Below are 24,908 nucleotides of genomic sequence, written 5' to 3' on the forward strand. Positions count from 1 at the left end.
CGGACCGTCGGAGCGCCGCCGGACACGGGTGCGGGAACCGCGCGACCGGCCACGACGGCCCCACGGTCCCCCCACGCTCCGTGCCTGACTAGCGGACCGCTGTGACGGTGCCCGCGCCCACCGTCCGACCGCCCTCGCGGATCGCGAAGCCGAGACCCGGCTCCAACGGAACCTCCCGTCCCAGTTCCACGCTCATCGTGACCCGGTCGCCCGGCCGGGCGACGGCCGCCTCCCCGAGGTCGACGTCACCGACCACGTCCGCCGTGCGGATGTAGAACTGCGGGCGGTAACCGCTGGAGACCGGTGTCGTACGGCCACCCTCCTTCGCCGACAGCACGTACACCTGCGCGGTGAAGTGCCGGCTCGGCACGACACTCCCCGGTGCGGCCACCACGTGTCCGCGCCGGACGGTGTCCCGCGCCACTCCGCGCAGCAGCAGCGCCACGTTGTCCCCGGCCTGCGCCTCCGCCATGGGCCTGCCGAAGGTCTCCAGCCCGGTGACGACCGTCTCGACGTCCGCGCCGAGCACCTCGACGCGGTCCCCCACCCGGATCGTGCCGCGCTCGACGGCGCCGGTGACGACGGTCCCCCGACCGGTGATGGTCAGGACGTTCTCCACGGACAGCAGGAACGGCGCGTCCAGATACCGCTCGGGCATCGGGACGTAGGTGTCCACCGCGTCCAGCAGCGCCTCGATCGACGCCGTCCAGCGCGGGTCCCCTTCGAGGGCCTTGAGCCCGGAGACCCGTACGACGGGTACGGCGTCGCCGCCGTAGCCGTGGGCGGTGAGCAGTTCGCGGACCTCCAGCTCGACGAGGTCCGTCAGTTCCTCGTCACCCGCGTCGGCCTTGTTGAGCGCCACCACGATGTGGTTGACGCCCACCTGCCGGGCGAGCAGGACGTGCTCGGCGGTCTGGGGCATGATCCCGTCGAGCGCGGAGACGACGAGGATCGCCCCGTCGAGCTGTGCGGCGCCGGTGACCATGTTCTTGACGTAGTCGGCGTGGCCGGGCATGTCGACGTGCGCGTAGTGCCGGGTGTCGGTCTCGTACTCGACGTGCGCGATGTTGATGGTGATGCCGCGCGCCGCCTCCTCGGGGGCGCGGTCGATGCGGTCGAACGGCACGAACGTGCCGGCCCCGCGCTCGGCGAGGGCCTTGGTGATGGCGGCGGTCAGGGTGGTCTTGCCGTGGTCGACGTGGCCCATCGTGCCGATGTTGAGGTGCGGTTTCGTGCGGACGTAAGCGGTCTTGGACATGGCGGTACCTCGAAGCCTGTTCAGTGGTACTGAGTGATGGCCCCGGCGCCGCGCGGGCGTGGCCGGGACGGGGACCCCGAGGTTCGGCCGACCCTCCCCCTGCGGGGTCCGCCGGAATCTCCGGGAAGGGTCAGCTTCGGGCGCCGTCTGCGGCGGCCACGACGATCGGAAGGGCAGCCTTCGGCGCATCCGCGACGACCGCGGATGCTGCGAGAACGAAGGCGTACCGGAACATGGGGTCGATCCTCGCCGACGCGTCGGCCCGCGTCGAATGGTTTTCCACGCGGGCGAGTTCGGGCGGGGGCGAGTCCGGGCGGGGGCGAGTCCGGGCGAGTTCGGGCGCGGGCGAGTTCGGGCGCGGGCGAGTTCGGGCGCGGGCGAGTTCGGGCGCGGGCGAGTTCGGGCGGGGCGGAAGAGAGATGCTTCACAGGCCGGTGTGCGGCTGAACGGTGGCCCGGCGGTGTGCGTGTTCCCGAAGGCGCAGGCCGCGCGGTGTGCGGTGCCCGGCCGGATGCCCGGTGGCGGATGCCCGAGGGGGCTGTCGTTCAGGTTCCTGTGACGGCGGTGAGACGTTCCGTAGGGCATACACACACATCGGTCGGTTACCGTCGACGAATGCTCGATGCCACCACCCGCTCTGGGGGCACCGCCTCGGTCCTTCCCCGGACCGCCGCCACGGAGCTCGCCGTCGCCGCACCCGCAACCGTCCCTGCCGCTCCCCCGAACGGCGCCGCCCGCTGGGGCAGAGCGCTGCTCTCGCCGTGGGCGCGGTTCTCGCTGCTGGTCGCGCTGCTCGCGGGCGCCGTGGTGACGGTGCTGCTCTTCGAACCGCAGCGGCTGCTGGCCGACGGCTGGCCGCCCCAGTTGAGCGGCGGCGCCGCGGCCGTGGTGTTCGCGGTGGCGTACGGGTTGTGCACGGTGGCGTTCGTGCCCCGGCCGATCCTCAACATCGCCGCTGGCGCGCTCTTCGGCTCGCAGCTGGGGCTGGCCTCCGCGCTCGCGGGGACGGTCCTCGGGGCGGGCATCGCGTTCGCCCTGGGCCGGATGCTCGGGCAGGACGCCCTGCGGCCGCTGCTGCGGCACCGCTGGCTGAAGTCGGCGGACGGTCAGCTCAGCCGCCACGGTTTCCGTTCGATGCTGGCGGCCCGGCTCTTCCCCGGGGTGCCGTTCTGGGCGGCGAACTACTGCGCCTCCGTCTCCCGCATGGGCTGTCTGCCGTTCCTCCTCGCGACGGCCCTGGGTTCCATCCCCAACACGGCCGCCTACGCCGTGGCCGGCGCCCGCGCCTCGACCCCCACCTCACCGGCGTTCCTGCTCGCTATGGCGTGCATCGCGATCCCGGCCCTGATCGGCGCGGCCGTGGCCTGGCGCAAGCGCCACCACCTGCGGGCCCGCTGAGCGCTGACGGTTCAGGGGCGGCGCGGGGAACTGCGCGAACAGCCCCCCACCCACCCGAACCCGACCACGAACCTCCCCGGCCCCCTCACACCGCTTCGAGCACCATCGCGTTGGCCAGCCCCCCCGCCTCGCACATGGTCTGCAGCCCGAAGCGAGCGCCGCGCTGCCGCATGGCGTGCACCAGCGTGGTGGTGAGCCGGGTGCCGCTCGCGCCGAGCGGGTGTCCGAGGGCTATGGCCCCGCCGTGGACGTTCACCTTGGCGAGGTCGGCCCCGGTCTCCTGCTGCCAGGCGAGCACGACACTGGCGAACGCCTCGTTGACCTCGAAGAGGTCGATGTCGTCGATCGTCAGCCCGGCCCTGCGCAGCACCTTCTCGGTGGCCGGGACGACGCCGGTGAGCATGAGCAGCGGATCGGAGCCGGTGACCGCGAAGCTGTGCAGCCGGGCGAGCGGGCGCAGCCCCAGCCGGTCCGCCGTCTCACCGGAGGTGATGAGCACGGCCGAGGCACCGTCGTTGATCGGGCTCGCGTTGCCCGCCGTGACGTTCCACTCGATCTGCGGGAAGCGCTCCGCGAAGGCGGGGTCGTGGTAGGCGGGCCTGAGCCCGGCGAGGATCTCTGGAGTGCTGCCGGGCCGTACGCACTCGTCGCGCGTCACACCGTCCAGGGGCACGACCTCGGCGTCGAAGAGGCCGGCTTCCCAGGCGCTTGCGGCCTTGTGGTGGGAGGAGACGGCGAAGGCGTCCATCCGGTCGCGCGAGAGGGACCACTTGGCGGCGATCAGCTCGGCGCTGATGCCCTGCGGGACGAGCCCCTCGGGGTAGCGGGCGGCGACGCCGGGGCCGAACGGGTCCGCGCCGGGCGGCACGTTGGACCACATCGGGACGCGGCTCATCGACTCGACGCCGCAGGCGACGACCATGTCGTACGCCCCCGACATGACGCCCTGGGCGGCGAAGTGCACGGCCTGCTGGGAGGAACCGCACTGTCGGTCGACCGTGGTCGCGGGCACGGTCTCCGGGAAACCCGCCGAGAGGACGGCGTAGCGGGTGGTGTTCATGGCCTGCTCGCCGACCTGGTCGACGGTGCCGCCGATGACGTCGTCGACGAGCGCGGGGTCGACGCCGGCGCGGTCCACGAGGGCGCGCAGGGTGTGGGCGAGGAGTTCGACGGGGTGCACATGGGCCAGGGTTCCGTTCGGCTTGCCCTTGCCGATCGGTGTGCGTACGGCTTCGACGATCACGGCGTCACGCATGGACGGGCCTCCGCTACCAGTGAGTAGGAAATCCGAACTCACCATAGCTCTGTGAGTTGGAAAAACAAACCCTCCCCTAGACTGGGCGCATGCCCGCTTCCGGAGATCCACGCCCCTGCTCCATCGCCGACGCCCTGGCGATCGTCGGCGAGAAGTACTCCCTGCTGGTCCTGCGCGAGGTCTGCCTCGGCAACGGCCGCTTCGACCAGCTCGTCCGGAACATCGGAGCCCCGCGTGATGTGCTGGCGACGCGTCTGCGGCGCCTCGTGGACGCGGGCGTCCTGCGCAAGGACGCCTACAGCGAGCGCCCGCAGCGCTTCGAGTACCGGCCGACACAGGCGGGCCTCGAACTGGAGCCGGTCCTGGTGACGCTCATGGCGTGGGGCGACCGCCATCTCCGCAAGGACGACGATCGCCCCATGGTGATCGAGCACATCTGCGGCCACGAGCTGGTCCCGGCGGTCACCTGCACGGCCTGCGGCACGGAGGTCCACCACGAGGACCTCACGGCGCATCCCCAGACCCCGGGCTGGGCGGTGACAGGACCCAAGGCCCCGTAGGCCCGTAGGCCCCGTAGGCCCCGGGCACCGTCGCACCGTGGGCCCCCGGCGGGTCAGGTCCCCTGGTAGACGTCCAGCCGTCCGCACATCCCGAACCTGCCGTGCTCCGAGGGCTCCTGGGCCCGCACCACGGCGTCGGCCAGGTGGGACACGTCCCCCCGCTCCAGCCGGTCCAGTTGCTCTCCCGTGGCCGCGGCGGCAGCTCGCGCGCCCCGCTCCCAGCGGGCCCGCCACTCGGCGAGGCGGGGCCGGACCAGCGCGGCGGCGGCCCGGTGGAAGGCGGCGAGCGGCTCGGGGCCGTCCGCGTCACGCAGCGCCCGGTAGCCCTCCAGGGCGAGGTCGCGGCGGGCCCGGGCGGCGCGTTCCCGCTCCTCCTCCGGCGCGTCCACCGGGATACGGGTCGCGGCGGCGTACGTCTCCGGGTCGGTCAGGTACTGGGGCGGCAGGGTGAGCACGGCGTCGCCCGCCTCCGGCAGGCCGCTGTTCTGCATCAGGACGGTGATGCGCAGCCCGTCCTGGTTGACCAGCCGGTGGATGGTGCCGGGTGTGAACCAGGCGACCGTCCCCGGTGCCAGCGGGGTGACCTCGTACCCGGAAGCCGTCAGCGTCTGCACGGCGCCGCGTCCGCCGGTGACGACGTACCCCTCCGAACAGGTCAGGTGCATATGGGGCGTTCCGCCGCACACCCCGTCCGGCGCGGGCCAGTCGTAGACGGACAGGTGCGAGACGGCGACCCCGCCGGGCAGTCCTTCGTAGCCGTTCACCACGGGTGTGCCTCCAGGTACTTGGCGATCTCCTCCCGCTCCCAGGCCCCGTCCGCCACCACGACCCGGTAGCGACGGGTGAGCGTGTCGCCGGGGGCCAGCTCCAGTTCGTCGAAGAACGCCCAGGAGGGCGCGACGGCCGCGAACGGCTCGTTGCGGACGAACCAGTGGGCGGGGTGGGCGCCCTCGGCACCCGAGTGGTCGTTCTCGGGGGCGTGGACGAAGACGAGCGTGGCGTGCCCGTCGGTGCCGTCGTGCTCACCCGAGTACGCCAGCCACGGCGCCTGCCCGCCCATCAGCTCCGGCCCCTCGGAGTCGGGGCCGATGATCCGCCCCTCCCGGAAGGCGCGCGGGCCGCGCCAGAACAGGCCGGTGTAGCCGGCCAGCTCGCGCCCGGCGGTGGTGGGGCTGCCGAACAGCAGCGGCTCGTCACGGCGGTTGGTGATCGCGCTGGTCCAGGTGAGCGCCCACGACCCGGCCTCGGTGTCGACGTCGTGCACCTCGATCCGGCGCTCCTCGTCGGCCCATAGTTCGCCCGTGTACGGATGCCAGGTCAGCCGTTCGGCGATCACCACCCGGTCGCCGTGCGAGACGACCTCGTCGAAGCCGGCGTGCGCCATCGAACCGACCCGCTCCGGGATCGGCAGGTACCCCTCGCCGTGGACGTAGGAGTTGCCGCCCCACAGGTTCTGCCCCGACAGGTGCGAGGCCGTCAGCTGGAGGCCCTTGTGCCAGCGGTGGTCGTTCGGCCGGTAGTCGGTGACGACGTCGCCCGCGAGGGTCCGGACCGGGTGCAGATACGGCTTGGGAGCCTCCCAGGCCGCCTCCGGCCGGTACACGTAGCTGAACAGCTCGACGCCGGTGGCCGGCTCGGTGACCGTGACGCGGTCACCGTGGGCGTGGACGACGCGCAGCCCGTCGTGGAAGGTCATGCGGGGATCTCCTCACTCGTGGCGGGCTCCAGGGCGGGCGCGGGCGCCCAGCCGGGGGCTCCGCCGTGCATGGCCGTGTAGTACGGGTCCCCCGGGCCGATCTCGCCACGCCGTACGGTCGTGTCGGTGAACGCCGACTTGTACAGCGCGGTGATCAGCTCCAGGCTCGCGCGCCCGTCGGCGCCGCTGCTGCGCGGCCGCTCACCGGCCCGCATGCTCGCGACGAGCGCGCGCAGCTGGGCCAGGTGGGAGCTGGGCACGTCCGCGCCGAAGTCCCGCCAGGCCGCCACGTCCGCCTCGGGGACGCCGGGGGCGGGGGTGATGGACCAGTCGGCGTTGGAGTAGCCGTACAGATGGGTCAGTTCGATCGTGGCGCGCTCGCAGTCGACGCGGATCCGGCTGACCTCGTCGGGGCTGAGGACGCTGTTGACGACGGTGGCCAGGGCGCCGTTCTCGAAGCGCACCAGGGCGGTCGAGACGTCCTCGGTCTCCACGTCGTGGACCAGGCGCCCGGCCATGGCGCGGACCTCGCTCCACGGGCCGAGCAGGTCGAGCAGCAGGTCCATCTGGTGGATGCCGTGGCCCATGGACGGGCCGCCGCCCTCGGACGCCCAGCGGCCGCGCCAGGGCACGGCGTAGTAGGCGGTGTTCCGGTACCAGGTGGTCTGGCAGTGCGCGACGAGGGGGCGCCCGACCGCCTGCTCGGCGATCAGTCTCCGGACGTGCCGCGCGCCCGAGCCGAAGCGGTGCTGGAAGACGATCGAGGCGAAGGGGCCGCCGGTGTCCGCGCCCTCCTCCGCCTCCACGGCGTCGAAGTCGGCGAGTGTCGGCACCGGCGGCTTCTCGCACCACACCCAGGCGCCGGCCCGCAGCGCCGCCACGGTCTGGTCGCGGTGCAGGGTCGGCGGGGTGCACACGGAGACCAGGTCGGGGCGCTGTTCGGCGAGCATCCGGTCCAGATCCGTGTAGCCGTGCGGAATGCCGTGCTCCGCGCAGAACCTCCGCACCGCCTCGGCATCGATGTCGACGGCCGCGACGACCTCGGCCTCGCCCTCCTCGGCGAGCCGCTGGAGCGCGGGCAGATGGGAGCCGCCGCCGATGGCGCCGATACCGATGATCGCGGCGCGGACACGGCGGTGTCCGAGCGGGGCGGGCGACCGGTGTGGAGTCGGGCTCGGGTCGTTGCTGGGTGTGGGCATGGACGTGATCAGCACTCCATCGAACGGGACGTCGGACGGTGGCCAACGCCTGGTGGCCAGGGCTCCGGGGGAACGGCGACCCTCGCAACGGCAAGCGCTTTCTCCAGCCAGCAACGTATGTGCGGACATAGTGACCGGTCAACACCACGGATCCGGCCGTTCCACCCCTCGGAGCACCGGCTCCGGCTGCTCCCCCGCACGGCCCGGCCAAACCCCTGTGGCAGCCCTGTCACCGAGGGGCGCTAGGCTGCCCCCCGTACCTGTGATCACCCGCCCCGCTCGGCCGCCCGGCGGCCGGGTCGGCGGTATGTCACGTCTCCCGTCGGCCCCTCACGATCAGCGCTTGGACCACGTAACTTCATGTCTTGGTTTGAATCCCTCATCCTCGGACTCGTCCAGGGGCTGACCGAGTTCCTCCCCATCTCCTCCAGCGCGCATCTGCGCCTGACGGCGGCCTTCTCCGGCTGGGAGGACCCGGGAGCGGCCTTCACGGCGATCACCCAGATCGGCACCGAGGCCGCGGTGCTGATCTACTTCCGCAAGGACATCGTCAACATCATCTCGGCGTGGTCGCGCTCCCTGTTCGACAAGGAGATGCGCAGTGACCGCGACGCCCAGATGGGCTGGCTGGTCATCGTCGGGTCCATCCCGATCGGTGTCCTCGGCGTGACCCTCAAGGACCAGATCGAGGGCCCGTTCCGTGATCTGCGCATCACCGCGACCATGCTGATCGTCATGGGCATCGTCCTCGGCGTCGCGGACCGCCTCGCCGCCCGTGACGAGACGGGCGGCAAGCACCGGGCCATCAAGGAACGGAAGACCCTGGAGCAGTTGAGCGTCAAGGACGGCCTCATCTTCGGCCTCTGCCAGGCCATGGCCCTCGTCCCGGGCGTCTCCCGCTCCGGCGCCACCATCAGCGGTGGCCTCCTCATGGGGTACAAGCGCGAGGCCGCGGCCCGCTACTCCTTCCTCCTCGCCATCCCGGCGGTCCTCGCCTCCGGCGGCTACGAACTGAAGGACGCCCTTGAGGGCGGTCATGTCTCCTGGGGCCCGACGATCTTCGCCACGGTCATCGCGTTCGTGGTCGGCTACGCCGTGATCGCGTGGTTCATGAAGTTCATCTCCACCAAGAGCTTCATGCCCTTCGTCTGGTACCGCATCGCCCTCGGCATCGTCATCATCGTCCTCGTCTCGATGGGCACGCTCAGCCCGCACGCCGGCGAGTCGGGGGGCTGACGGCGGGGCATCCTCGGCGGCCGGTCACGGGCCGCCACGACACGTCAGTTGGGGCGTCCGCGGTGGAGCGGGCGCCCCAACTCCCTTCAGTGACCAAGTACATACGTGATCCGTAGCCGGGCTGTAGCGCACTGTCAGCTCTTGCGCCTACGCTTGTCCGCATGTCCCCCGATTCCCTTGCCTGTGGTTCCGTGCGGTCCGCTGCCGATGTGAACGACCAGATCCGCGCCCTGTGGCGGCGTGCTGGAGGCTCGTTGTCGGCCCAGGAGCGCGCCGAGTACGAGCTGTTGGTGGTGGAGTGGGCCGCGGCGATACGCGGAGAGGTCATCGAGGCCGCGTGAGAGCCACGGAGCAGAGCGCCGCCGAGTTGGACGGCGGCGGCCCGGGCGGGCTGATCATCTTCCTGAACGGCACGTCCAGTTCGGGCAAGTCGAGCATCGCCGCCGAACTCCTGCGCATCCTGGACGAGCCGTTCTTCCACATGCCGGTCGACGCGTTCCACGCCATGCGGACCCGCCAGGAGATGGACTCCGAGCGGCTGACCACCGTCCTCCACCGCACCTGGCGGGGCTACCACCGCGCGGTCGCGGGCATGGCCGCCGCCGGCAACAACGTCGTGGTCGACCATGTCCTCAGCGAGGAGTGGCGGCTGCGGGACTGCCTCGACCTGTTCGTGCCGCAGGACGTCGTATTCGTCGGCGTCCACTGCGCCCGGGCCGAACTCGAACGACGGGAGCGCGCACGGGGCGACCGGCCCCCGGGCCTCGCGGCACGGCAGTTGGCGCAGGTGCACACCCACGGCATCTACGACGTCGAGTGCGACACGTCCATGGCGGACCCGCTGCTCTGTGCGCAGCGCGTCAAGGAGTTCCTGCCCCACCGCCCCGCCCCGACCGCCTTCCAGCGACTGCGCGAGAAGCGGGGCGGCCGGTAGCGCGGTGGCGGTCGCGGGGCGCGGCCCCGGCCGCCTTCAGGGGCGCGGGGACTGCGTGACCAACCCCCACCCACCCGCACCCGCACCCGCCAACACCCCCACGGGCTCCACATGCCCCGCGGTCGGCGCCCGCCCCCTCAGCGTCCGCCCGCCACCCTCAGTACCGCGCCCGTCGTGTACGAGGCATCCGGTGACATGAGCCAGGCGATGGCGGACGCGATCTCGTCGGCGCGGCCCGGGCGCCGTAGCGGGATGGACGCGGCGATCCGCTCGGGCCGCTCCGGATCACCGTTCCTGGCGTGGATCTCGGTGTCGATCACGCCCGGGGCCACCGCGTTGACCCGGATGTTGTCGGGTCCGAGTTCCTTCGCCAGCCCGGTCGTGAGCGCGTCGACCGCGGCCTTGGTCGCCGCGTAGTGGACGTACTCACCGGGGCTGCCGAGCGTGGCCGCCGCCGACGACACGTTCACGATGGCCCCACCGCCCCTGGCGGTCATGGCGCGCGCGGCCCTGCGTGAGCAGAGCAGCACACCCAGGAGGTTGACCTCCACGACCTGGCGCAGCACAGCCGGGTCGGTGTCGGCCAGCCTGCCGAACGGGCCCGTCACACCGGCGTTGTTGACCAGCCCGGTGACAGGACCGAGCCGTTCCGCCGCCGTATCGAAGAGCCGCTCGACATCGGCCTCGACGGAGGTGTCCGCCTTGACGGTGACGCACCGGGCGCCGTTCGCCCGCACCCCCGTCGCGATCCACTCGGCGGCGGCGCCGTCGTTCACGTAGCCGACGACGACGTCATGGCCGTCCGCCGCGAGCCGCAGACAGGTCGCGGCGCCGATGCCGCGGCTTCCTCCCGTGACCACCGTGACCGGACGTGACATTGGGACCTCCCTGTACCGGCGGCTCCGCGGCTCCGCTTCTCTGCGGCTCCGCCCTTCCCGCCCGATGATCGATCATCCTATGAACGCCGGTCCGTGACCAGGGCATACGCCGTTTCGATCGTTCCCGCCCCCGGCGTTCCGCAGCGCTGCGAAAGTGACGGCAACCTTTCCGCACCCGGCGGCCACTGATGAGGTGTGCGCTCCACCAACAGGAGCCCCACACGCACCATTCGTTCGCCCCAGCCAGGCAAGGACTCATCCGTGGCATCCCGTTCACACCGCTCACCGCGCCGCTCCGGCCGCCCCCGCCGACGCGCCACCCTCGTCTCCGCGGTCGCCGTGGCCGCTGTCGCGCTCGTCGCGTCCCTCGTCGTGGCGTTCGGCTCCGGCGGCGGGGCCGACGGCGGTCAGGCCAGGAAGGTCACCGCCACGGCCGCCGCCGACGCCCCGTTGCGTGAGCGGCCGACGCCCTCCGGGCGGACCTCCTCTCCGTCGCCGTCCCCGAGCCCGTCGGCCTCGACGAGCGCGTCCTCCAGCCCCTCGTCCACCCCGACCGCGAAGTCCCCCAAGCCCAAGGCCACGAGTGCCCGGCAGCCGGGGTCGGGGTCGGCGACCCTGGCGGGACGCATCCGCCCCCACGCCACCTACCAGGGGATCGGCACCCTCTACGACGCCGCGGACGGCAACGGCGCCTGCTCCTTCGGCCCGAGCCCCGACATGATGATCGCGGCGATGAACACCACCGACTACGAGACGTCGAAGGCGTGCGGGGCGTACGTCCTGGTCCGTTCGGGCAGCGCCTCCGTCACGGTCCGGATCACCAACGAGTGCCCCTCCCCGTGCAAGCCCGGTCAGATCGACCTCAGCACCCAGGCATTCGCCAAGCTCGCCGATCCCAAGCGCGGCCAGATACCGATCACCTGGAGCCTGCTGAGCCCCGCCTCGCCCGACACCCTCTCCATCCGGTACAAGACCGGCTCCAGCCGCTACTGGTGCGGCATCCAGGCCCTCGGCCACCGCAACCCTGTGGCCCGGCTGGAAGTGCGCACCGGCGCCGGCTGGACCGCGCTGCCCCGCACCGACTACAACTACTTCCTCTCCGAGCACGGCGCCGGCTGCGGCGGCTCGATCCGGATCACCGACATCTACGGAGAACGGCTCACCGTCGACGGGATCGCCCTGCGGCCCAACACCGTCCAGCCGACCCGGGTCCAGTTCGCCCGGCACTGACACACCCCGGCGGGCCCCCTCGACGGGGACAGGGGCCCGCCGATCCGCCGGACAGAGCAAGCTCGCGCGCGCACGCCGCCGGTCCTGCGCATGCTGAGGGGGTCCACCCCCTACGTTCCCGGGACCACCATGCCGCTCACACCCCGCCCCCGCCCCCGCGTCCGTGTCCGTCTGGCACTCGTCGCCCTGCTCGGCTCCTCCTGCCTAGGCGGCCTCCTCGCCGCTCCGGCGGCGGACGCCGCTCCCGGCGGTGGGGACGAACGCGCCCTGCGCCGGCAACTCGAACAGCTGGTGCACGCGCCTGGAGGGCCGCCCGGCGTCATCGTCGTCCTCCAGCGCGAGGACAGGGCCCAGGTCCTGCGGGCCGGTGTCGCCGACCTGGCGACCGACCGCCCGATCCAGCCCACCGACCACATGCGCATCGCCAGTACGGCCAAGGCGTTCAGCGGTGCTGTCGCCCTCCGCCTGGTGCAGCAGGGCGCCCTCGGCCTCGACGACACGATCGGCCGCCGGCTGCCGCGACTCCCCCGCGCATGGCACAAGGTGACCCTGCGCCAGTTGCTCCACCACACCAGCGGCCTGCCCGACTACAGCGAGGACCCGGAGTTCCTGGAACTGCTCCTCGCGGATCCACGCCGCACCTTCGACCCCCGACGGCTGCTGGACTTCGTCGCCGACGAACCGCTGCGCTTCCGCCCGGGCTCCCGGTACCAGTACTCCAACTCCGACAACATCGCCGTGGCGCTCATGGCGGAGGCGGCAACCCGGAGGACGTACGAGGATCTGCTGCACCGCCTGGTCATCCGGCCGCTCGGCCTGCGCGACACGAGTCTCCCGCTGGGCTACGAGCTGCCGGAGCCGTACATGCACGGCTACGACGTGCGCCCGCCGGGGCCGCCGGAGGACGTCAGCGAGCTGCTCAGCGCCTCAGGGGTGTGGGCCTCGGGCGGCATCGTCTCCACCCCGCGCGACCTCACGCGGTTCATCCGTGCCTACGCCGCCGGAGAACTGACGTCCCCGGCCGTACGGGACGAGCAGCGCCGCTGGATCGAGGGCTCCTCCGAACCGGCCGGGCCCGGCCGCAACTCGGCGGGCCTGGCCATCTTCCGCTACAGCACCCGCTGCGGGGTGGTGCTCGGGCACACCGGGAACTTCCCCGGCTACACGCAGCTGATGGCCGCTACGCCCGACGGGCGGAAATCGATCACCTTCTCGATCACGACGCAGGTGAACAGGACCTCGGACCCCGCCCTGCTGGAGCGGCTCCGCACGGTCCAGGAGAACGCGGTCTGCGTCCTCCTCGGGCGGCGCCAGCGCTGACCCCGCCTCGCTCATCCGCGCAGGTGGGCCGGCATGGTGTCGTCGAGCGGGTACGGCCGTTCCTCGGGCAGCAGCCCCGCCGCCCGCCCCAGCTCACCGGCCCGGACGAAGCCGTGCACCTGCCGGGCGAGCGGGGTCACGTCCTCGATCCCGACGATCCACTCGTCGGCGTACCGGGCCGCCGCCTCACCGGCCAGCCCCAGCTGCAACGAGCGGTACGGCAGCGGGTTCAGCCGCAGATCGCGCTCGGGGTCCCACTGCACCCGGGCGGGCGACCCGCGCAGCGCCCGCCGCCAGACCTCCGGGCTCTCGTGCAGATCCTGGACGTAGTGCGACAGGCAGGAGCGGCGCAGCGCCCACTCGAAGCCGTCGCGGCTGATCTCGACGGCCAAAACCGTCTCCTGACCCTCCTTCAGGCCCCAGCCGCAGCGGTACATCATCCAGAGGAACGAGGGCTTGATCCACGTCATGCGGTCCCGCTTCCAGGCGGCCGGGAACCGGCCGTCGCGGGCTGCCGGGCCACCGATCTCTGGTCGGTAGGCCTGGTACACCGTGATCGTGTCGGCCGTATGGCGGGCCCGGACACGGTAGCGGGGCTCGTCCGTGCGTTCTGTGCGTTCTCGTGCTCTTTCCGTCATGGGGCCAAGATTCGATCAAGGCGGGGTTTTCGAGCCACCGAATATCGGCCGGTGGTATGTCGTCACCGCATGCCCCTTGGCGTGTCGCGCCCCCTGCCCCAAGACTGAACCGATGACGCAGCGTGTGGAGCTCGCGACCGTGATGGACCGGCTCGCCGTCGACGGCCTGATCACCGAGTACGCGGTGGCGGTGGACGACGGCGACTGGACGGCGTACCGGGGGCTGTTCGCTCCGGGCGGCCGCGCCGACTACCGCTCGGCGGGCGGTATCGAGGGGGACGCCGCGCAGGTCGCCGGGTGGCTGGCCCGCAGCATGGAGCTGTTCCCCATGCGCCAGCACCTGATCGTGAACCGGCGGGTGCGGTTCGGGTACCTGGAGCACGACACCGGTGACACCGCCGAGGTGCAGGCGGACTACATCAACCCCATGCGGTTCGCCGGCCACGACGGGCAGTCCACCGCCCCCGACTTCGTCTGCGGGGGCCGCTACGCGTTCGGCCTGCTCCGCACGGACGACGGCTGGCGGCTCCGCGAGGTCGTGGTCCGGGAGAAATGGCGCCGCGCCCCCGAGGGCCTCCCCACCGACCAGCACCCCCATCCGGTCTGACCCCACGCCACGCACCGCCCCCACCCGGCCTGCCCCTGCGCCCCCTCAACCGGCCTGTCCCCGCGCCACGCACCGCCCCCACTCGACCTGCCCCCGCCCTACCGACGCCCCGCCACGGCCCCGGCCCCGGCGTCCCCCTCGCCCGCCCCGTCACCGCTCCGCCACCGCCCCCACCGCCCCCACCGCCCCCACCGCCCCCACCGCCCCGGCGTACCCTCGCGCCACCTCCGTCCCTCCCCATGCCCTCTGTCGGAGATCGTCTGGGAGGAGCACACTGGAAGTCAGCCATCACCGGGGAGGGAGGCGCTGGATGACGACGCCCGAATGGCCGGCCTCCCCATGGCGGCGCGGTCTCAGCGCCGCGGCGGCCGGTGCGCTGCCCGTGCTGGCGTTCCCCGGACCGGCCCTGTGGTGGTTCGCGTACGTGGCCCTGGTGCCCTGGCTCCTGCTGGTCCGCGCGGCCCCGACCGGGCGGCGGGCGGCGTACGACGGCTGGCTCGGCGGCTTCGGGTACATGCTGGCCCTGCACCACTGGCTCCTGCCGAACCTGCATGTCTTCACCTTCGTCATAGCGGCCCTGCTCGGCGCGCTCTGGGCGCCCTGGGGCCTGCTGGTGCACCACCTCCTGGCGGGCGCACCGCCGCCCCGCCGGGTCGCGGCCGCGCTGCTGGTGGTGCCGTCGGGCTGGCTGATGATCGAACTCGTCCGTTCCTGGCAGGGGCTCGGCGGGCCCTGGGGGATGCTGGGCTCCAGCCAGTGGCAGGTGGAGGCCGCTCTGCGGCTGGCCTCGGTCGGCGGGGTCTGGCTGCTCAGCTTCCTGGTGGTGGCCGTGAACGTGGCGGTCGCCGTCCTCGTCGCGGTACGGCGGGCCCGGGTCCCCGCTGTCGCCGGCCTCGTCGCGACGGCCACCGCGACCTCCGCCGCATGGATGTGGTCACCCCGCCCGGACATGGACGGCACGGTACGGATCGCTGTCGTCCAGCCCGGTGTCACCGAGGGCCCCGACGCCCGGTTCGCGAGGGAGGAGGCGCTGACCCGCCGTCTCGCGGATCAGGACCTCGATCTCGTCGTGTGGGGCGAGAGCAGTGTCGGCTACGACCTCGTCGAGCGCCCCGACCTCGCCGACCGCATCGCCGCGCTGTCCCGTGAGACCGGCGCGGACATCCTGGTCAACGTGGACGCCCGCCGCTCGGACCGCCCCGGCATCTACAAGAGTTCGGTGCTCGTCGGCCCCGACGGCCCGACCGGCGACCGCTACGACAAGATGCGCCTGGTGCCCTTCGGCGAGTACGTCCCGGCGCGCTCCCTGCTCGGCTGGGCGACCTCCGTCGGCGACGCCGCCGGCGAGGACCGCAGGCGCGGCACGGAGCAGGTGGTGATGGACGTCGGCAAGGGGCTGCGTGTCGGGCCGATGGTCTGCTTCGAGAGCGCGTTCCCCGACATGAGCCGCCATCTCGTCGAGGACGGAGCCCAGTTGCTGCTCGCCCAGTCGGCCACCTCCACGTTCCAGGAGAGCTGGGCCCCGGAGCAGCACGCCTCGCTGGCCGCGCTGCGGGCCGCCGAGACGGGCCGCCCGATGGCGCACGCGACCCTCACCGGCGTGTCCGCCGTCTACGGCCCGAGCGGCGAGCGCGTCGGCTCCTGGCTCGGCACGGACGAGAGCACCTCGGCGGTGTACGACGTGCCGACGGCGAGCGGTACGACACCGTACGTCCGCTTCGGCGACTGGCCGGTGCACGCGGCGCTGCTGGTCCTGGTGGTGTGGGGCGCCCTCGGGGGCGTGCGGACCGTGCGGCTCAGGAACGGCCGGGACGGGAGCGGTCCTCCACCTCTCGTACGACCCGCTCGCACAACTCGTGGGTCGCCAGCGCGTCCCGTGCGCTGAGCACCTTGCCCGCGCGCACCGCGTCGAGGAAGGCGAGCACCGCCTGTTCGATGCCGCGCTGCCGGGCCACGGGCACCCAGTCCCCGCGCCGCCGCAGGGACGGCTGGCCCTTGTGGTCGATGACCTCGGCGAGGTTCAGCACCTGGCGCTTGGTGTCCTGCCCGGAGACCTCCAGGATCTCCTCGGCGGAGCCGCTGAGCCGGTTCATGACGCCGAGCGCGGTGAAGCCGTCCCCGGAGAGCTGAAGGACGACGTGGTGCAGCAGCCCGTTCTCGGTCCGGGCGCGCACGGTCGTGTCCTCGACGGCCCCCGGGACCAGGAACCGCAGGGTGTCCACGACATGGATGAAGTCGTCCAGGATCATCGTGCGGGGCTGCTCGGGCAGGCCGATGCGGTTCTTCTGCATGAGGATCAGCTCGCGCGGATGGTCCGCGCACTGGGTGTATCCGGGCGCGTACCGCCGGTTGAAGCCGACGGCGAGACCCACGTTCCGCTCTTCCGCGAGCCGCACCAGCCGCTCGGACTCGCCGAGTTCGTAGGCGAGGGGTTTGTCGACGTACGTGGGGACGCCCGCTTCCAGCAGCCGGGTCACGATCTCGGGGTGGGCGCCGGTCGGTGCGTGCACGAAGGCGGCGTCGAGATCCTGGGCGAGCAGTGCGTCGAGGTCGGCATGGCGTTGTCCCGGCGGGAGATGGAGGCTGTCGGCGACACGGGTGAGCGTGGCGGGCGTCCGCGTCTGCAGATGCAGTTCGACACCCGGCTGGGTGCCGAGCACCGGCAGATACGCCTTCCGCGCGATGTCTCCCAGCCCGATGCAGCCGACCTTCACAGGGGTCTCCCGTCCACGGTGTGCCGAGGCCCCAGCATATGGCGTGGCCGAGCGGGGCCCGGGTGGGCAAGGATGCGGGCATGACATCACAGCGCACCGAACCCTCCGTCACCGCCGGCGAACGGGCGATGCTGGAAGGGTGGCTCGACCACCACCGGGAGACGCTTGCGTTCAAGTGCCAGGGCCTGGACGACGCCCAGTTGCGAACCGCCTCCGTGCCGCCCTCCGAGCTGTCCCTCATGGGGCTCGTCCGCCACATGGCGGAGGTGGAGCGCATCTGGTTCCGCAAGGTGTTCGCCGGTGACGACCAGGGGCCGATCTACTTCAGCGACGACGACCCGGACGGCGAGTTCCACCTCACCGAGCGTGACACCTGGGAGGAGGCGTACCGGGTGTGGCAGGACGAGATCGCGGTCGCCCGCCGCAACGCCGGCCGGGCTGCCCTGGACGACATCGCCGAGTCGACGCACGGGCGCAGGGGCGAGGCGCCGAGCCTGCGGTGGATCTACACCCACATGATCGAGGAGTACGCCCGGCACAACGGCCACGCCGACCTCCTCCGGGAGCGGATCGACGGGGCGACGGGGCACTGAGGGGTCGGGCGGCCCGTACGTACCGGGGCGGGCGGGGAGCGTCCCGGGAGCCCGGCGGTCCCCCGCACAAGGGAGGCAGGCGTCGCACGTGGGCCCGGGGGTCACCCGTGTGGGGCATCCTCTGCCTGCTCCCTCCCCAAAGGGGCGCGGACACAGCAGAGTTGCGGCGTGCATCGACCGACCACCACCGCAACGCTCCTGGTCACCGTGGCCGTCTCGGCTCTGTCCGGCTGCGTGACCGCGCACCGCCCGCCCCAGCCCGCACCACCGCCCACTCCGTCCCAGTCCTCGGAGCCCCGGCCCGACGGCACCACCGCGACCCGGATCGTCCAGGCCCCGGCGCGCGAGGCGCTGGAACTGATCGGCCCCCCGCGCCGCTCCACACCGAGCGCGTCCTCGGCGCCGCCCCAGCCCGCCGTCTCCTCGGCGTCCGCCGCCGCGTCCACGCCCACCGCGCCGGCTCCCCGCCGGGAACGGCCCGATCCGCCACGGCGGCCCGGCCCACCGCCGCAGTCCCGGCCGCGTGTCGAGGTGCCGCCGATCCCCGAGACGATCCCGACGGATCCCCCGAGGAACGGGGATGTGTGCGCCCTGGGCCACAAGTACGGCGGCTGGGGCAAGGACACCCCGCAGGCCGTCATCTGCAAGGACGTCTACGGTCGTTGACAGGGCCCCGGGGCAGCCGTCCCGGCGTCACCGCGTGCGCGGACGCGCCGGCAACGTCACCGGCGCCCCGGCCGGCCCCTAGGGCCGCTGCCTCGGTGGCCCGGGGGTCTCCCCTCGGGAGGACGGGGCCTCCTCGTCGAGGCGGGACTCCAGCCGTGCGAGGGCGGCCCGGATGCCGTCGCCGTAGCCGTCGTCCGCCAGCGCGCCGAGGGTGCCCTTGGCGAGGGCCAGATGGCTGCGGGCGGCCTCGTGACGGCCGAGCTTGGCGTAGTCGGCGGCGAGGTTCAGGTGCAGCGAGGGGTAGAAGCCGCGCACCGCGAGGCCCTCGTGGTGCTCCGCCACCCGCTCGTCGGTCAGCTCGTCCGCCGCCGACAGGGCCCTGAGGTCCCACGCGAGTTCGTCGACCGGATCGTCCTGGGCGTCCGCCATGTAGTGCGCCAGTGTGCAGCGGTGGAAGGGATCGCCGTCCTCACCGATCTCCTCCCACAGCTTCTGGAAACGGTCCCGGGCCTCCTCGCGGTCCCCGGCGTGGTGCAGCATCACCGTCTGCCCGATGCGGGTCATCATGGCGTCCGGCGCCGCCTGCTCCTGTCGCTCCACCGCGTCCTCCACGCTCCTCGCCCCGGTCCCGCCTGTCCCCGCCGACGCTAACGGCAGGCACTGACAATCCCCGTCAGGCGGCTCCGTACGGCCGAGGGGGCGCTCCGACGGCCGTACGGAGGAGGCGCGGGCGGCCACCGGGGCGGGCGGCCACCGGGTCGGCCACCACGGGTCAGCCGAGGTTCGGGATGGTCCAGTCGATCGGCTCGTGGCCCTGTCGGGCGATGGCCTCGTTGATCTGGGTGAACGGGCGGGAGCCGAAGAACTTCCTGGCCGAGAGCGGTGAGGGGTGCGCGCCCTTCACCACGATGTGCCGCTCCTCGTCGATCAGCGGGAGCTTCTTCTGGGCGTAGGCGCCCCAGAGGACGAAGACGGCCGGGTCGGGCCGGTCGGCGACGGCGCGGATCACGGCGTCGGTGAACTTCTCCCAGCCCTTGCCCTTGTGGGAGTTCGCCTCACCGGCGCGGACCGTGAGCACCGCGTTGAGCAGGAGCACGCCCTGCTCGGCCCACGGCATCAGATAGCCGTTGTCCGGGATCGGGGTGCCCAGTTCGGCCTGCATCTCCTTGTAGATGTTCCGCAGGGAGGGCGGGGTCTTCACCCCGGGCCGCACGGAGAAGCACAGGCCGTGGCCCTGGCCCTCGCCGTGGTAGGGGTCCTGACCGAGGACGAGCACCTTCACCCGCTCGTAAGGGGTGGCGTCGAGGGCGGCGAAGACCTCCTCGCGCGGGGGGTAGACGGGACCCTTGGCTCGCTCCTCCTCGACGAACTCGGTGAGTTCCTTGAAGTAGGGCTGCTGCAGCTCGTCCCCCAGGACCCCGCGCCAGGACTCGGGCAGCATGGCGATGTCGGTCACGTCAACTTCCTCCGGTGTGCGCTCACTTCACGACCGCGATACGCGCGGCCATGGACGGCCGCGCGAGGCGCGGCCGCCGTCAGAGCACAGAACCTACAGGCGCCCACTGACAATCGGGTCCGCCCACCGGAAGTACCGGCCGGGCCCCCGGAAGGACTCGCACCGGTCGACGGGCCCGCCTCAGGCGGGCCAGGCCCGGTCCGGGGGTCTACCAGCTGGTCTTCCAGGAGAGTTCCCACATGGTCATCATCGTCGCCGGGTCGATGAGCTTCTCCAGACCGGCGATCTCCTCATCCGCGGCCACGTACAGCTTGCCCTGCCACAGGGGGATCAGCCGGGCGTCGTCGAGGAGGATCTGCTGGGCCTCCTCGAACTCCTCGCCGACGGCTCCGCGGTCGCTCTCCGCGCGGGACTCGGGCAGCAGCTCGTCGGTGATCTCCGGCGACTCGTAGGGCGTGCCGAGCGCGTTCTGCCGGCCCACGAAGGGCGCGATGAAGTTGTCGGCGTCGTTGAAGTCGGGGTTCCAGCCGCGGCCGAAGACCGGGTACTCGCCCTTCTGGTACCCCTGGACGTAGTCCTTCCAGGGGCGGCTCTTCAGCGTGACCTCGAAAAGGCCCGAGTCTTCGAGCTGGCGCTTGAGCTCCTCGAAGGCGGGCTTGGTCTGGGAGCCGTAGCGGTCGGTGGTGTACCACAGCGTCAGCGGGACGCGCTCGGTGATGCCCGCGTCCTGGAGCATCTTCCTGGCCTTGGCGGGGCTGGGGGTGCCGTAGTCGTCGAAGAAGCCCGTGGTGTGGCCGACCAGACCCCTCGGGATCATGGAGTACAGCGGCTCGACGGTGTCCTTGTAGATGTTGTGCGCCAGCGCCGGCCGGTCCAGGACCTGGGCGACCGCCTTGCGGACGGCCGGGTTCTTGGCCCAGGGGTCCTTGGGGTTGAACACCAGGTAGCTGATCTCGGTGGTGGCGTTCTCGACGATCTGCAGGCCCTCGGTCTCGTGGTTGGCCTGGATGTCCACGACGTCGCCGGCGCTGAGACCCCGGTAGACGACGCCGATCTTCTTGTCCTTGAGGGCCTTGACCAGTTCGTCCGACTGCTGGAAGTACCGGATGGTGACCGCCGAGTTCTTGCGGTCGGCGATGCCCTTGTAGTGGGAGTTGCTGACCAGCTCGGCCGTCTTGCCCTCGTCGTAGGACTCCAGGTTGTACGGCCCGGAACCGGTGATCTCGCCGTCCTCGCGGAGCTTGTCCGCGGGGTACTCCGCGGGGTCCACGATCGACATGGCGGGCGTGGTGAGCACGAGCGGGAAGGTCGCGTCGGGCTGGTTCAGGTGGAAGACGACCTCGCGGTCGCCCTTGGTCTGCACCCGGGACAGGGTGGTCAGCAGACCCGCGGGGCCGCCGTTGACGTTGATCTTCTTGATCCGGTCGAAGGAGTACTTGACCGCCTTGGCGTCCAGGGTGTTCCCGTTGGAGAACTTCAGGCCCTCGCGCAGCGTGCAGGCGTACACCGTGCTGGAGCTGTCGGTGAACTCGCAGCTCTCGGCGGCGTCCGGCTCGGGCTCGGACCCGCCGGGGGTGTAGTTCAGCAGGGGCTGGAAGACGTTGCGCATCAGCTCCCAGGAGCTGTCCCAGGCGGCCGCGGGGTCCAGCGTGCTCGGCGCGCTGGTCGTGCCCACGATGATGGGCGCCTGCTCCTCCGAGGCGTCCGAGGAGAACACACCACACCCGGCCACCATGGATATGGACGCGACCGCCGCGAGGGGCGGCAAGTATCGGTTCCGGTTGAACACGTGCATGCTCCTCGAAATGCCGTACCAAGAGTGGCCGAACGATACCGCAGGCCCCGCCGACCGCCACCGCCCGGCTGGCAGAACCCTTGATCAGCTCCCTGTGACGGCTTCGCCGAGGTCCTGTGAAGGCCCGCGGCGGGCACCGGGGACGTTCGGCGAAGGCTCGACGGGAGCCCTCCGAACGCCACCGGTGCCCGCCCGCGGAGCACGGCCCGGTCCCGGGTCAGCCGACCCCGGCGTTGAGGAAGATCCCGCCGTCGACCACGAGCGTCTGGCCGGTGATCCAGTCCGACTGCTCGGACGTGAGGAACGCGGCGGCGCCGCCGATGTCCGAGGGCACACCGAGCCGGCCGAGCGGGTAGGCGGAGGCGGCCTCGGCCTCCCGGCCCTCGTACAGGGCCTGGGCGAACTTGGTCTTCACCACGGCGGGCGCGATCGCGTTGGCCCGTACCTTCGGCGAGAACTCGTGCGCCAGCTGGAGGGTCAGGTTGATCATGGCGGCCTTGCTGATGCCGTACGCGCCGATGAACGGCGAGGCGGAGACGCCGGCGACGGAGGCGATGTTCACGATCGCGCCGCCGTTGTCCTTCTGCCAGGCGTGCCAGGTCCGCTGGGCGAAGCCGAGCGCCGAGACGACATTGGTCTCGAACACCTTGCGCGCCACGTTCAGGTCGAGGTCGGCGATCGGCCCGAACACCGGGTTCGTACCGGCGTTGTTGACCAGGAAGTCGACGCGCCCGAACGCCTCCATCGTGCGCTCGACGGCCTGGGCCTGGTGGGCCTCGTCGTGGGCCTTGCCCGCGACGCCGATGACGCGGTCGGCGCCGAGCGTGTCGACCGCCTCCTTGAGGGCGTCCTCGTTGCGGCCCGTGATGCACACCCGGTCGCCGCGCGCCACAAGGGCCTCGGCGATGCCGTAGCCGATGCCGCGGCTGCCGCCGGTGATGAGGGCGACCTTGCCCGAAAGCTCGGGGAGTTCCACCGAAGTCATGTTCCCGGTCCTCTAGTTGAGCGGTCCGCCGGCGACGTACAGCACCTGGCCGGAGACGAAGCCGGCGTCCTCGCCCGTGAAGTAGGCGATGGCGCCCGCGATGTCCTCCGGCCTGCCGACGCGCTGGACCGGGATCTGGGTGGCGGCCGCGGCCTGGAACTCCTCGAAGCCCATGCCGACACGGGCGGCGGTGGCGGCGGTCATGTCGGTGACGATGAAGCCGGGCGCGACGGCGTTGGCGGTGACGCCGAACTTGCCGAGCTCGATGGCGAGGGTCTTGGTGAAGCCCTGGAGACCGGCCTTGGCGGCGGAGTAGTTGGCCTGGCCGCGGTTGCCGAGCGCGGAGGACGAGGACAGGTTGACGATCCGCCCGAACTTGGCCTCGACCATGTACTTCTGAACGGCCTTCGCCATCAGGAAGGCGCCGCGCAGGTGCACGTTCATGACCGTGTCCCAGTCGGAGGCGCTCATCTTGAACAGCAGGTTGTCGCGGAGCACGCCCGCGTTGTTCACCAGGATCGTCGGGGCGCCCAGCTCCTCGGCGATGCGGGTGACGGCGGCCTCGACCTGGGCCTCGTCGGAGACGTCGCAGCCGACCGCGAGCGCCTTGCCGCCGGCGGCGGTGATCTTCTCCACGGTGTCCTTGCACGCGGCCTCGTCGAGGTCGATCACCGCGACGGCCCGGCCCTCGGCGGCCAGTCGTACGGCGGTCGCGGCGCCGATGCCGCGCGCGCCACCCGTGACCACGGCGACACGCTGCTCAATGGTGGACATTGCTGGTTCTCCTCGCCCTTGGATGCGGCTCCTGCGGCTCGCCCAACCCGGTGAGCGACCGCTTAGTACCTTCAGCACACGTGACGCTAGAAGTCCTGGCACCCGGTGTCAACGCCCCACCAGGTGTGATCCCTTACGCCCGGCCGATCGGCGGTGCGTCACCGCCCGGCCGCCGGGGTGCCGTCCGCCCCGGCCGCCGGGGTGTCATCTGACCAGGAGGTCCAGCAGCCGCGCGGCCTCGGCCACCGGGTCCGAGGTGAGTCCCGTGTGCACGGGTCCGGCCTGCACGACCGTGGAACGCGGCGCGACCAGCCACCGGAACCGCCGTCCGGCGTCGTCGCGAGCGGCCTGGCCCGCCGCCTCCCCGCCGGCGCAGACACCCTCCACGGCACGCAGCGCGGCCCGTACGCCCGCGACGTCCGCCTCGGGGTCCAGGGCGAGCAGCTTGGCCTCGTCCAGATGGGTGCGGGCGGCGACGACGGCCCGGGAGCGGCTGTAGACGAGGACACCGGCGTTGAAGCACTCGCCGCGCTCGATCCGCGGGACGACGCGCAGCAACGCGTACTCGTAGACGTCCTGCCCGGTCGCCCCGGTGGCCAGGAAGCGGTCGCTCACGTGATCCCCTCGATGCGTTCGTGGATGCCGGCGGCCCGGGCGAGCAGCGGTTCCGCGTACGCCCTCCGGAGCGCGTCCGGTGTGTCGAAGCCGGGTTCGTCCGCGAGCCACACGTCCGGGATCTCGGCGGTCACCTCGGCGAGCAGTTCCTCGGTGATCAGGGGCGCGAGGGCGGCGGCGGCCTTGGCGACATCGGGGCCGAAGCGCGCGAGGGCGTGGTCGGAGGCGTCGTACGGCTTGGCCGCGGAGGCGCGGGCGCCGGGCCAGTGGTGGTGCCAGATCATGGTGGCGCCGTGGTCGATGAGCCATGGTTCGCCGTGCCACATGAGCATGTTCGGGTTGCGCCAGGACCGGTCGACGTTGTTGATCAGCGCGTCGAACCAGACGATTTGCCCGGCCTCCTCGGGGCTCACCTCGAACGCGAGCGGGTCGAAGCCGATCGCCCGGGTCAGGAAGTCCATGCCGAGGTTGGTGCCGCCGCTGGACTTCAGCAGCTCCTGCACCTGCTCGTCCGGCTCGCCGAGCCCGAGCACGGGGTCTAGATCGACGGCCACCAGCCCGGGGACGCGCAGTCCGAGCCGCCGGGCCAGTTCACCGCAGACGACCTCCGCGACAAGGGTCTTGCGGCCCTGCCCGGCACCGGTGAACTTCAGGACGTACATCCCCCGGTCGTCGGCCTCGACGAGACCGGGCAGCGAGCCCCCCTCACGGAGGGCTGCGACATAGCGGGTTGCAGCGACCTTCCTCAGCATTCCCTCAGGCCACCCACTTCGTCCGCCTCGCGATCGGTCCGCCCCTGGCCGTGCGCCCTTGCTCCCGGGCTCCGGCTTCCGGCCTCCGGCATGAAGTGAGCATAGTAACCAAGGGTGATCACCGACGAAGGCGCGTCGACGCGCTGCCGGTTCCACGGCCGACGCGGGCTCTGACCACCGACGGCCGGGGCACCGTTCCCGGCCTCGTTCGATGCCCGGCCCTGCCCTCGGCCGGCCTCCGTCGACGCCCGGCCCCCTGCTCGGCCGGCCTCCGTCCCGTGCTCGGCCGGCCTCCGTCCCGTGCGCGGCCGGCCTCCGTCCCGTGCGCGGCAGGAGCCGCCGCTTCCTG

26 protein-coding genes are annotated in these 24,908 nt (G+C 72.1%); 11 read left to right on the forward strand and 15 right to left on the reverse strand.

Annotated elements, in window-relative coordinates:
• Positions 1-88 precede the first annotated feature (88 nt).
• Entirely contained in the window at positions 89-1,258 is a 1,170-nt protein-coding gene (gene tuf, locus ACZ4Z2_RS33365) for an elongation factor Tu (RefSeq protein WP_468081178.1), read from the reverse strand.
• Positions 1,259-1,873: 615 nt separating this feature from the next.
• Here tuf and ACZ4Z2_RS33370 point away from each other — a divergent pair.
• Entirely contained in the window at positions 1,874-2,656 is a 783-nt protein-coding gene (locus tag ACZ4Z2_RS33370) for a TVP38/TMEM64 family protein (RefSeq protein ID WP_468081180.1), read from the forward strand.
• 85 nt (positions 2,657-2,741) lie between these two features.
• Here the strand turns inward: ACZ4Z2_RS33370 and ACZ4Z2_RS33375 are convergent, their stop codons facing one another.
• On the reverse strand, positions 2,742-3,911 hold the full coding sequence (locus ACZ4Z2_RS33375; RefSeq protein ID WP_468081182.1) for a thiolase family protein: 1,170 nt from the start codon (positions 3,909-3,911) through the stop codon (positions 2,742-2,744).
• An 89-nt stretch (positions 3,912-4,000) separates the two neighbouring features.
• Between ACZ4Z2_RS33375 and ACZ4Z2_RS33380 the strand changes: the two genes are divergently transcribed.
• Positions 4,001-4,471, forward strand: a complete 471-nt coding sequence (locus tag ACZ4Z2_RS33380; RefSeq protein WP_468081183.1) for a winged helix-turn-helix transcriptional regulator — start codon at positions 4,001-4,003, stop codon at positions 4,469-4,471.
• Between the two features lie 53 nt (positions 4,472-4,524).
• Here ACZ4Z2_RS33380 and ACZ4Z2_RS33385 read toward each other — a convergent pair whose 3' ends face one another.
• Genes ACZ4Z2_RS33385 through ACZ4Z2_RS33395 form a run of 3 tightly spaced genes read right to left on the reverse strand, consistent with a single transcriptional unit; the run spans position 4,525 to position 7,366 of the window.
• Positions 4,525-5,238, reverse strand: coding sequence for a cupin domain-containing protein (locus ACZ4Z2_RS33385; protein ID WP_468081185.1), 714 nt, complete (start codon positions 5,236-5,238; stop codon positions 4,525-4,527).
• On the reverse strand, positions 5,232-6,167 hold the full coding sequence (locus ACZ4Z2_RS33390) for a DUF6807 domain-containing protein (RefSeq protein ID WP_468081187.1): 936 nt from the start codon (positions 6,165-6,167) through the stop codon (positions 5,232-5,234). Before ACZ4Z2_RS33390 ends, ACZ4Z2_RS33385 begins: the two co-directional genes overlap by 7 nt.
• The gene (locus ACZ4Z2_RS33395) at positions 6,164-7,366 is read right to left on the reverse strand and encodes a Gfo/Idh/MocA family protein (protein ID WP_468081188.1); all 1,203 of its coding nucleotides are present in this window, start codon (positions 7,364-7,366) and stop codon (positions 6,164-6,166) included. The genes ACZ4Z2_RS33390 and ACZ4Z2_RS33395 overlap by 4 nt, the downstream gene beginning before the upstream one ends.
• 360 nt (positions 7,367-7,726) lie before the next feature.
• Here ACZ4Z2_RS33395 and ACZ4Z2_RS33400 point away from each other — a divergent pair, with 360 nt between their 5' ends.
• From ACZ4Z2_RS33400 to ACZ4Z2_RS33410, 3 genes are all read left to right on the forward strand, one after another.
• Complete coding sequence (locus ACZ4Z2_RS33400; protein WP_468081189.1) at positions 7,727-8,602, forward strand: undecaprenyl-diphosphate phosphatase; 876 nt, start codon at positions 7,727-7,729, stop codon at positions 8,600-8,602.
• 161 nt (positions 8,603-8,763) lie between these two features.
• Positions 8,764-8,943 (forward strand): hypothetical protein, encoded by a 180-nt coding sequence (locus ACZ4Z2_RS33405; protein WP_079054655.1) that lies wholly within the window; start codon positions 8,764-8,766, stop codon positions 8,941-8,943.
• Positions 8,940-9,536, forward strand: a complete 597-nt coding sequence (locus ACZ4Z2_RS33410; RefSeq protein WP_468081191.1) for a chloramphenicol phosphotransferase CPT family protein — start codon at positions 8,940-8,942, stop codon at positions 9,534-9,536. Before ACZ4Z2_RS33405 ends, ACZ4Z2_RS33410 begins: the two co-directional genes overlap by 4 nt.
• A 137-nt stretch (positions 9,537-9,673) precedes the next feature.
• Here ACZ4Z2_RS33410 and ACZ4Z2_RS33415 read toward each other — a convergent pair whose 3' ends face one another.
• Positions 9,674-10,414 carry an SDR family NAD(P)-dependent oxidoreductase gene (locus tag ACZ4Z2_RS33415; RefSeq protein ID WP_468081192.1) on the reverse strand — a complete coding sequence of 247 codons (741 nt, stop codon included), beginning with the start codon at positions 10,412-10,414 and terminating at the stop codon, positions 9,674-9,676.
• A gap of 261 nt (positions 10,415-10,675) precedes the next feature.
• Here ACZ4Z2_RS33415 and ACZ4Z2_RS33420 point away from each other — a divergent pair, with 261 nt between their 5' ends.
• Positions 10,676-11,644 carry an expansin EXLX1 family cellulose-binding protein gene (locus ACZ4Z2_RS33420; protein WP_468081193.1) on the forward strand — a complete coding sequence of 323 codons (969 nt, stop codon included), beginning with the start codon at positions 10,676-10,678 and terminating at the stop codon, positions 11,642-11,644.
• Between the two features lie 129 nt (positions 11,645-11,773).
• Positions 11,774-12,964, forward strand: coding sequence for a serine hydrolase domain-containing protein (locus tag ACZ4Z2_RS33425; RefSeq protein ID WP_468081194.1), 1,191 nt, complete (start codon positions 11,774-11,776; stop codon positions 12,962-12,964).
• 11 nt (positions 12,965-12,975) lie between these two features.
• On the opposite strand, the gene ACZ4Z2_RS33430 is transcribed toward ACZ4Z2_RS33425, so the two are convergent.
• Positions 12,976-13,602, reverse strand: a complete 627-nt coding sequence (locus ACZ4Z2_RS33430; RefSeq protein ID WP_468081196.1) for a DUF4291 domain-containing protein — start codon at positions 13,600-13,602, stop codon at positions 12,976-12,978.
• A 112-nt stretch (positions 13,603-13,714) separates the two neighbouring features.
• Here ACZ4Z2_RS33430 and ACZ4Z2_RS33435 point away from each other — a divergent pair, with 112 nt between their 5' ends.
• Both ACZ4Z2_RS33435 and lnt read left to right on the forward strand, forming a co-directional pair.
• Positions 13,715-14,209 carry a nuclear transport factor 2 family protein gene (locus ACZ4Z2_RS33435; protein WP_468081198.1) on the forward strand — a complete coding sequence of 165 codons (495 nt, stop codon included), beginning with the start codon at positions 13,715-13,717 and terminating at the stop codon, positions 14,207-14,209.
• 310 nt (positions 14,210-14,519) lie between these two features.
• Complete coding sequence (lnt, locus tag ACZ4Z2_RS33440) at positions 14,520-16,094, forward strand: apolipoprotein N-acyltransferase (RefSeq protein WP_468081200.1); 1,575 nt, start codon at positions 14,520-14,522, stop codon at positions 16,092-16,094.
• On the opposite strand, the gene ACZ4Z2_RS33445 is transcribed toward lnt, so the two are convergent.
• Entirely contained in the window at positions 16,006-16,923 is a 918-nt protein-coding gene (locus tag ACZ4Z2_RS33445) for a Gfo/Idh/MocA family protein (RefSeq protein ID WP_468081201.1), read from the reverse strand. The two genes, lnt and ACZ4Z2_RS33445, sit on opposite strands and share 89 nt — an antisense overlap.
• Positions 16,924-17,003: 80 nt before the next feature.
• On the opposite strand from ACZ4Z2_RS33445, the gene ACZ4Z2_RS33450 reads away from it, so the two are divergent.
• Together ACZ4Z2_RS33450 and ACZ4Z2_RS33455 are read left to right on the forward strand one after the other, a co-directional pair.
• Positions 17,004-17,516, forward strand: a complete 513-nt coding sequence (locus tag ACZ4Z2_RS33450; protein ID WP_468081203.1) for a DinB family protein — start codon at positions 17,004-17,006, stop codon at positions 17,514-17,516.
• A gap of 168 nt (positions 17,517-17,684) precedes the next feature.
• A complete protein-coding gene (locus ACZ4Z2_RS33455; protein ID WP_468081205.1) occupies positions 17,685-18,182 on the forward strand; it encodes a hypothetical protein in 498 nt (165 codons plus the stop codon).
• A gap of 78 nt (positions 18,183-18,260) precedes the next feature.
• Here the strand turns inward: ACZ4Z2_RS33455 and ACZ4Z2_RS33460 are convergent, their stop codons facing one another.
• The 7 genes from ACZ4Z2_RS33460 to ACZ4Z2_RS33490 form a co-directional block, all read right to left on the reverse strand.
• The gene (locus tag ACZ4Z2_RS33460) at positions 18,261-18,749 is read right to left on the reverse strand and encodes a hypothetical protein (RefSeq protein WP_468081247.1); all 489 of its coding nucleotides are present in this window, start codon (positions 18,747-18,749) and stop codon (positions 18,261-18,263) included.
• A 205-nt stretch (positions 18,750-18,954) separates the two neighbouring features.
• Positions 18,955-19,638, reverse strand: a complete 684-nt coding sequence (gene ung, locus ACZ4Z2_RS33465) for a uracil-DNA glycosylase (protein ID WP_468081206.1) — start codon at positions 19,636-19,638, stop codon at positions 18,955-18,957.
• 208 nt (positions 19,639-19,846) lie between these two features.
• The gene (locus ACZ4Z2_RS33470; protein WP_468081249.1) at positions 19,847-21,427 is read right to left on the reverse strand and encodes an ABC transporter substrate-binding protein; all 1,581 of its coding nucleotides are present in this window, start codon (positions 21,425-21,427) and stop codon (positions 19,847-19,849) included.
• A gap of 223 nt (positions 21,428-21,650) precedes the next feature.
• Entirely contained in the window at positions 21,651-22,418 is a 768-nt protein-coding gene (locus ACZ4Z2_RS33475; protein ID WP_468081207.1) for an SDR family oxidoreductase, read from the reverse strand.
• 12 nt (positions 22,419-22,430) lie between these two features.
• A complete protein-coding gene (gene fabG / locus ACZ4Z2_RS33480; RefSeq protein ID WP_468081208.1) occupies positions 22,431-23,192 on the reverse strand; it encodes a 3-oxoacyl-ACP reductase FabG in 762 nt (253 codons plus the stop codon).
• Between the two features lie 204 nt (positions 23,193-23,396).
• Complete coding sequence (locus ACZ4Z2_RS33485; RefSeq protein WP_468081210.1) at positions 23,397-23,807, reverse strand: DUF3037 domain-containing protein; 411 nt, start codon at positions 23,805-23,807, stop codon at positions 23,397-23,399.
• Positions 23,804-24,559 (reverse strand): HipA family kinase, encoded by a 756-nt coding sequence (locus ACZ4Z2_RS33490; protein WP_468081211.1) that lies wholly within the window; start codon positions 24,557-24,559, stop codon positions 23,804-23,806. The genes ACZ4Z2_RS33485 and ACZ4Z2_RS33490 overlap by 4 nt, the downstream gene beginning before the upstream one ends.
• Positions 24,560-24,908: the final 349 nt, after the last annotated feature.

Source organism: Streptomyces sp. NPDC030183 (assembly GCF_055573455.1).

Excerpts from the sequence above, each read along its gene's own strand:
- ACZ4Z2_RS33390 (WP_468081187.1), bottom strand. The coding sequence starts at position 6,167 with ATGACCTTCCACGACGGGCTGCGCGTCGTCCACGCCCACGGTGACCGC.
- tuf (WP_468081178.1), bottom strand. The coding sequence starts at position 1,258 with ATGTCCAAGACCGCTTACGTCCGCACGAAACCGCACCTCAACATCGGC.
- fabG (WP_468081208.1), bottom strand. The coding sequence starts at position 23,192 with ATGTCCACCATTGAGCAGCGTGTCGCCGTGGTCACGGGTGGCGCGCGC.
- ACZ4Z2_RS33490 (WP_468081211.1), bottom strand. The coding sequence starts at position 24,559 with ATGCTGAGGAAGGTCGCTGCAACCCGCTATGTCGCAGCCCTCCGTGAG.
- ACZ4Z2_RS33380 (WP_468081183.1), top strand. The coding sequence starts at position 4,001 with ATGCCCGCTTCCGGAGATCCACGCCCCTGCTCCATCGCCGACGCCCTG.
- ACZ4Z2_RS33450 (WP_468081203.1), top strand. The coding sequence starts at position 17,004 with ATGACATCACAGCGCACCGAACCCTCCGTCACCGCCGGCGAACGGGCG.
- ACZ4Z2_RS33425 (WP_468081194.1), top strand. The coding sequence starts at position 11,774 with ATGCCGCTCACACCCCGCCCCCGCCCCCGCGTCCGTGTCCGTCTGGCA.
- ACZ4Z2_RS33415 (WP_468081192.1), bottom strand. The coding sequence starts at position 10,414 with ATGTCACGTCCGGTCACGGTGGTCACGGGAGGAAGCCGCGGCATCGGC.
- ACZ4Z2_RS33405 (WP_079054655.1), top strand. The coding sequence starts at position 8,764 with ATGTCCCCCGATTCCCTTGCCTGTGGTTCCGTGCGGTCCGCTGCCGAT.
- ACZ4Z2_RS33430 (WP_468081196.1), bottom strand. The coding sequence starts at position 13,602 with ATGACGGAAAGAGCACGAGAACGCACAGAACGCACGGACGAGCCCCGC.
- ACZ4Z2_RS33475 (WP_468081207.1), bottom strand. The coding sequence starts at position 22,418 with ATGACTTCGGTGGAACTCCCCGAGCTTTCGGGCAAGGTCGCCCTCATC.
- ACZ4Z2_RS33395 (WP_468081188.1), bottom strand. The coding sequence starts at position 7,366 with ATGCCCACACCCAGCAACGACCCGAGCCCGACTCCACACCGGTCGCCC.
- lnt (WP_468081200.1), top strand. The coding sequence starts at position 14,520 with ATGACGACGCCCGAATGGCCGGCCTCCCCATGGCGGCGCGGTCTCAGC.
- ACZ4Z2_RS33370 (WP_468081180.1), top strand. The coding sequence starts at position 1,874 with ATGCTCGATGCCACCACCCGCTCTGGGGGCACCGCCTCGGTCCTTCCC.
- ACZ4Z2_RS33435 (WP_468081198.1), top strand. The coding sequence starts at position 13,715 with ATGACGCAGCGTGTGGAGCTCGCGACCGTGATGGACCGGCTCGCCGTC.
- ACZ4Z2_RS33460 (WP_468081247.1), bottom strand. The coding sequence starts at position 18,749 with ATGATGACCCGCATCGGGCAGACGGTGATGCTGCACCACGCCGGGGAC.
- ACZ4Z2_RS33375 (WP_468081182.1), bottom strand. The coding sequence starts at position 3,911 with ATGCGTGACGCCGTGATCGTCGAAGCCGTACGCACACCGATCGGCAAG.
- ACZ4Z2_RS33400 (WP_468081189.1), top strand. The coding sequence starts at position 7,727 with ATGTCTTGGTTTGAATCCCTCATCCTCGGACTCGTCCAGGGGCTGACC.